The sequence below is a fragment of the uncultured Corynebacterium sp. genome (genome assembly GCF_902782855.1).
In the GTDB taxonomy this organism is placed as follows: Bacteria; Actinomycetota; Actinomycetes; order Mycobacteriales; family Mycobacteriaceae; genus Corynebacterium.
Genome location: NZ_CACZOO010000069.1, coordinates 1 through 5,318, shown reverse-complemented (window position 1 = coordinate 5,318; position 5,318 = coordinate 1). Strand labels below are relative to the sequence as shown.

Genomic DNA, 5,318 nt, shown 5'->3' with positions numbered 1-5,318 from the left:
TCCCGACCTCCGCGCACAGCGCGTCGACCGGGACACCGGGACGCACCGACACCACCGCCGTGCGGGTCGCATAGTTGACCGAGGCACTAACCTCAGGCAACCTGTTGAGCCGTCGTTCCACCCGCGCGGCACAGGCTGCACAGCTCATCCCGGTCACGGACAGTTCGATCCGGTGGGGGACAGGCGGCCCGACCGCACCTCCGCCACACCTGTCATCCACTACCTCGGTCACTGCGCTTCCCCTTCCTCCGGCGACTACGGTCTCCACCAGGGACGACCGCGGACTGCGTCAGCGGAAGACCCGTGTGGACCATCAGTCGTGCCCGGGAACCGGGAAGTTCCCCGGTCACCCCCACCCGGCCACTGACCGGCCCGTCCCCGGGCGCCCCAACCCCCGGTAGGACCACCCGGCGTCGACCCACCTCGCCGCGGGCAGGCAGTTACGGCCGTCGAAGACGCAGGGCCGTGCGACCCTGCGGGCGGCGTCCACCGGGTCGAGGTCGCGGAACTCCTGCCACTCGGTGGCGACGACCACCGCTTCGGCACCTTCGAGCGCTTCGCCGAGGGTGGGCGCGTAGGTGAGCGTGGGGAAGCGCGCCCTCGCGTTCTCCATCGCCACCGGGTCGTGGACCGTCACCCGGGCTCCGGCAAGGTTGAGCGCACCCGCGACCGACAGGGCCGGCGAATCCCGGACATCGTCACTGTCCGGTTTGAACGCGGCACCCAGGACGGTCACCCGGTGACCGAGGACGCTGCCCCCGAAGGAGTCCCGGACCAGTGCGACCATCTTCTCCCGACGGCGCATGTTCACCGCGTCCACCTCCCGGAGCATGGTCAACGCCTCATCGGCGCCGAGCTCACCTGCCCGGGCCATGAACGCCCGGATGTCCTTGGGCAGACAGCCTCCGCCGAACCCGAGCCCGGCGCGCAGGAAGGAGGAGCCGATCCGCTCGTCCAGTCCGATGGCCCGGGCCAGGACGGTCACATCGGCCCCGGCCGCCTCGCACACCTCACTGACCGCATTGATGTAGCTGATCTTCGTGGCGAGGAAGGCGTTGGCGCTGACCTTCACCAGCTCCGAGGTGGCCAGGTCCATGGTGAGCAACGGTGGCGCGGGGTGCCCGGCGTCCCCCCGCAGAGGCTGTTCGTACACGCGGCGCAGGACGGCCTCGGGCTCCGTGTGGTTCTCCGGCAGTCCCAGGACGATCCGGTCCGGGTGCAGGGTGTCCTCGACGGCCCTGCCCTCCCGGAGGAACTCCGGGTTCCAGCACACGGTGGCGCGTGCCCCGCCGGTCGCCGACCGCTCCGCACGCAGTTGCAGACGCCGGGCCGTCCCCACCGGCACCGTCGACTTGCCGACCAGCAGGTTATGCCCCGACAGCAGTGGAACCAGCCGATCGACCACCTCATCCAGGTGACTGGTGTCCGCCCGGTAGGAGCCCTTGTCCTGCGGGGTACCGACGGTGAGGAAGTGCACCCGGGCATGCTGCGCCGCCCGGCCGATGTCCGTGGTGAACCGGAGGCGTCCGCTCCGGACTCCGGCGGCGAGGAGGTCGTCCAGTCCCGGCTCATGGAAGAAAGACCGGCCACTGTTCAGTGTCGCTGTTTTCGCCGGGTCGGTGTCCACCCCCAGGACATCGTGGCCCAGGGCGGCCATGCAGGCGGCATGCGTGGCGCCGAGATAGCCGGTGCCGATGACAGTGAGTTTCATGCCACCAGTGTCCACCAACCTCGGCGGGGCACCCCCGTTCGGCTACAGTGTCCCACCATGAGGAAGTTCATTGACCGCATCCTGGGATACCGACCCGATCTGCTGATCGTCCTCATCCTCCTCGGCGTGGTCCTCGCCCTGCTCTTCCCCGCCGACGGCGCATTCGCCGAGGTCATGGACTGGGTCGTGAAGATCGTCATCGGCGTACTGTTCTTCCTCTACGGTGCTCGGCTGTCGACCCGTGAGGCGTTGAACGGCCTGATGCACTGGCGGCTGCACCTGCTCATCCTCGCCTTCACCTTCGTGCTCTTCCCGCTCATCGGCCTGGCGCTGATGCCGCTGCGCAACGCCATCGGCGACGACCTCTACCAGGGCATCCTCTTCCTGTGCCTGGTGCCCTCGACAGTGCAGTCGAGTGTGAACTTCACCTCGATCGCCAGGGGTAACGTGCCGGGTGCGATCATCAGCGCCTCGGCGTCCAACCTCATCGGTGTGGTCGTCACCCCGGTGCTCGTCCTGCTGCTCATGAGCTCGGCCGGCGGGTCGGACGGCGGCCTGCACATCGACACCTCCGTCTTCCTCGACATCGCGCTGCAGCTCCTGGCGCCGTTCATCATCGGCCAGATCGCCCGGGCCCTGTTCCCCGCGGTGCAGCGGTTCGCGAAGGCGAAGCCGACGAGCTACGTCGACAAGATCTCCATCGGCCTGGTGGTCTACTCGGCGTTCTCCGAGGGCATCATCATGGGTGTGTGGGGTTCGGTGAGCTGGGTGGCGATCGTCGGGATCGTCATCGGTTCGGTGGTTCTGGTGTGGATCATGCTGACACTGACCTCGTGGGTCGCCCGGAAGCTGGGCTTCAACTACGGTGACCAGGTCGCGATCCAGTTCTGCGGTACGAAGAAGTCCCTGGCCTCGGGCCTGCCGATGGCGACGGTGATGTTCACCGGGGGAGCGGGGCTGATCATCGTGCCGTTGATGATCTTCCACCAGGTGCAGCTGATGATGTGCTCGGTGCGCGCGGCGAAGTACGAGAAGAAGCGGCCGGAGAACACCTGGTAGGTGGGGAGGCTGGGACGCACCTAGTTGTTCCAGAGTTGTTCAAACAACTTCCAGACAACTTCCGCACGACGCAGGACGCCGAGCGTCCCGTCTGGGGGCCTCAACACTCCCCATCACCACAGTTCAGAGACGTTGTGTGGAGTTGTTCTGAGTTGTTCTGAGTTGTTCTGAGTTGTTTCGGGACGGCCCCGGAGCCTCCCGGCGCCCCGGCACCCCGGTCAGAGGGCGAGGGGGAGGACGCGGGGTCGGGGCCGGGGCCCGGGCTTCCCCACACCGGTGAGGGAAAGTGTTACCAGGTTGCGCCGGTAATATTTCTCGCGACCTGGGGAAATGTCAGATTATGGGACCGTTACCTGGTAACACTTTCCGGCGAGAGTGGCGAGAGTGGCGAGAGTGACGAGAGCGCCCAGGATGCCGAGAGTGCCCAGGATGCCGAGGGCGGCGAGAGTGCCGAGAGCGCCGAGGACCGCCCCTGGACCCCGAGAGGACCACACCTCACCCCGCCACGGCAGCCAGCGTCCGGTCCGACAACCGCCACTCGTCCCGACGCTTCGCCGTGCGGTGCAGCATCTCCCGCTGGGCCAGCCATGTCATCAGCGTCCTGGCGTCCGCCTGCGTCGCCTGCTGCAGCGACGCCGCCCTCTCCAGGGTGATCACCGCCGTCCCCGCACCACCGGCACCACCGGCACCACCCGCAGCACCACCCGCACCACCGGAACTGCCCAGCAGGTACCGCAGCACGACCAGCGTCGCGGCGTCCCGCGTGATGCCGCGCCCGAACTCCTCACGGATCGCCGAGAGCGCGGCCACGAACCCCCGGTCAGGTACCCCGTCGAAGAGCACCACATCCACCGAGTCCGCCCGGACGTCCACCGTCGGCGGCTCGAACCCTGCCGCCAGCATCGCCACCCACATCCGGTCGAAACCGCGCGAGGACCACTCCACCAACCCCAGGATCTGCATGGCATTGACCAGCGCCGGATTCCGCGGCTGCGACGGCCCCGACAGCAGCCGCTCCGCCGAGACCCCCGGTGTCAGCCCGCCCGGCGAGGAGACCCGCAGCATGTCCGTCGACTGGTACACCACCACAGGCTCCGACCTGGACCAGTCGCGGTGCAGCAGCGCGTTGTTCAGCGCCTCCGCCTGCGCCGTCGGCGGCATCGCCGTGTCCGCGTGCGACCGCACCAGGCGTTGCAGTGACGGTGCCGCGAGCACCAGGGGATCGTGGATCTCAGTCTCCGCCACCAGTTCGCCTCCGGTGTCCCGGAACAGATGCCGGGCGACCGACCGGTCAGCGTCCCCGCGCGCGAAGAGGATCTTCGCCGCCACCGTGGGCGCCCCGTCGCCGGTGAGCAGGTCGAGGGCGTGCAGCACGGCCGCCGGGGTCCCGTCCGCCACCTCGTCGGCGAACCACCCGCCCCGTCTCTGGAGGACGCCGCGCGCCACGGCCAGGGCATGGTCATCCAGGGCGGACACCGGGAGCGCCACCGGTTGCGCCGTCGGATCGGGGTTGCGACGCACCCGGGCCAGCTCCGCGCGCTCCGCCCCGTCGAGCGGCAGGCAGGAATCACCGACCCGGTGTTTCACCACCCGGTCGAAACCCGTGTACACGGCCAGCCCTGCAGCGACGCGGATGATCACCAGGCGCGTGTCGTGGACCTCGGCGGACCAGGCGTCCACCGTGAGGTGCGGGCGGGTGTTGGCGAAAATGGTGTGGGCGATATCCGCCGGATCCCGGTCGGTGCCGTTGAAGGCGTCCGGGCCCGGGGTGCGGTCGGCGATGCCGAAGACGATGAAGGCACGGCCGGCGGACCCGTTGGCGAAGCAGGTCGCCGTCTTGACCAGCATGTCCACGACCTTGGCCGTGGCATTGCGGGTCGGGGTGTGCGCCGGATCCTCCTTGAAGTCGAGGACGGCGGACTCCAGGTCGTCAGCGGTCGCGCCCTCCCAGATGCGCTCCAGCGCATCGGCGACGACATTGGGCAGCGCCCGCTTCCGACTCATGTCTCAGTGACTCAGCAACTCAGCGACTCAGCAACTCAGTGACTCAGTGCCAGGCCGGCCGGTCACGTTTGACGTAGCCCATCCGCGGCCGGAACCCGGTCGGATGTTTGAGCTGGGCGACGGCGTCCGCGATGACCAGGCGGAACCGCAGGTTCATCGGGGGGAGTTGGGCGATCTGGAACCAGCCGACCTCGGTGGATTCTTCATCATTGACGCGCGGCGTCCACGCCGCCTCATCGTCGGGGGAGGACGCGACGACGACGCAGCGCACCGCCGTGTCCATGAACCGGCAGGTATCACCGTTGGGGTAGGTCACCGGGCCGACGGCGCCGACGCCGATCAGCGCGTCGACCTCGACGGTCAGCCCGGTCTCCTCGGCAACCTCGCGGACTGCGGCGGCGTGCGGCTCCTCACCGGGGTCGACGATGCCGCAGACCGGCGTCCACTGCCCGTTGTCCGCGCGCCTGACCAGCAGGACCTCCGGGGTGGCGAAGGCGGGGGCGTCCGGGGCGACGTCCTTGACGACGATCGCGGTGACGCCCGG

The 5,318-nt window shown here is 68.8% G+C and carries 6 protein-coding genes; 1 reads left to right on the top strand and 5 read right to left on the bottom strand.

Features of this window, described 5'->3' with window-relative positions:
* Together QZV72_RS03020 and QZV72_RS03015 are read right to left on the bottom strand one after the other, a co-directional pair.
* The coding region (locus QZV72_RS03020; protein ID WP_297005094.1) for a cation transporter at positions 1-220 on the bottom strand (220 nt) is incomplete at its 3' end.
* Positions 221-346: 126 nt separating this feature from the next.
* The gene (locus QZV72_RS03015; RefSeq protein ID WP_297005091.1) at positions 347-1,711 is read right to left on the bottom strand and encodes a UDP-glucose/GDP-mannose dehydrogenase family protein; all 1,365 of its coding nucleotides are present in this window, start codon (positions 1,709-1,711) and stop codon (positions 347-349) included.
* A gap of 57 nt (positions 1,712-1,768) precedes the next feature.
* Between QZV72_RS03015 and QZV72_RS03010 the strand changes: the two genes are divergently transcribed.
* Complete coding sequence (locus QZV72_RS03010) at positions 1,769-2,770, top strand: bile acid:sodium symporter family protein (RefSeq protein ID WP_297005087.1); 1,002 nt, start codon at positions 1,769-1,771, stop codon at positions 2,768-2,770.
* Between the two features lie 338 nt (positions 2,771-3,108).
* Here the strand turns inward: QZV72_RS03010 and QZV72_RS03005 are convergent, their stop codons facing one another.
* The 3 genes from QZV72_RS03005 to QZV72_RS02995 form a co-directional block, all read right to left on the bottom strand.
* On the bottom strand, positions 3,109-3,264 hold the full coding sequence (locus QZV72_RS03005) for a hypothetical protein (RefSeq protein ID WP_297005085.1): 156 nt from the start codon (positions 3,262-3,264) through the stop codon (positions 3,109-3,111).
* A gap of 1 nt (position 3,265) precedes the next feature.
* A complete protein-coding gene (locus QZV72_RS03000) occupies positions 3,266-4,774 on the bottom strand; it encodes an ATP-binding protein (protein ID WP_297005082.1) in 1,509 nt (502 codons plus the stop codon).
* Between the two features lie 43 nt (positions 4,775-4,817).
* On the bottom strand, positions 4,818-5,318 hold a 501-nt coding region (locus tag QZV72_RS02995; protein WP_297005080.1), incomplete at its 5' end, for an NUDIX domain-containing protein.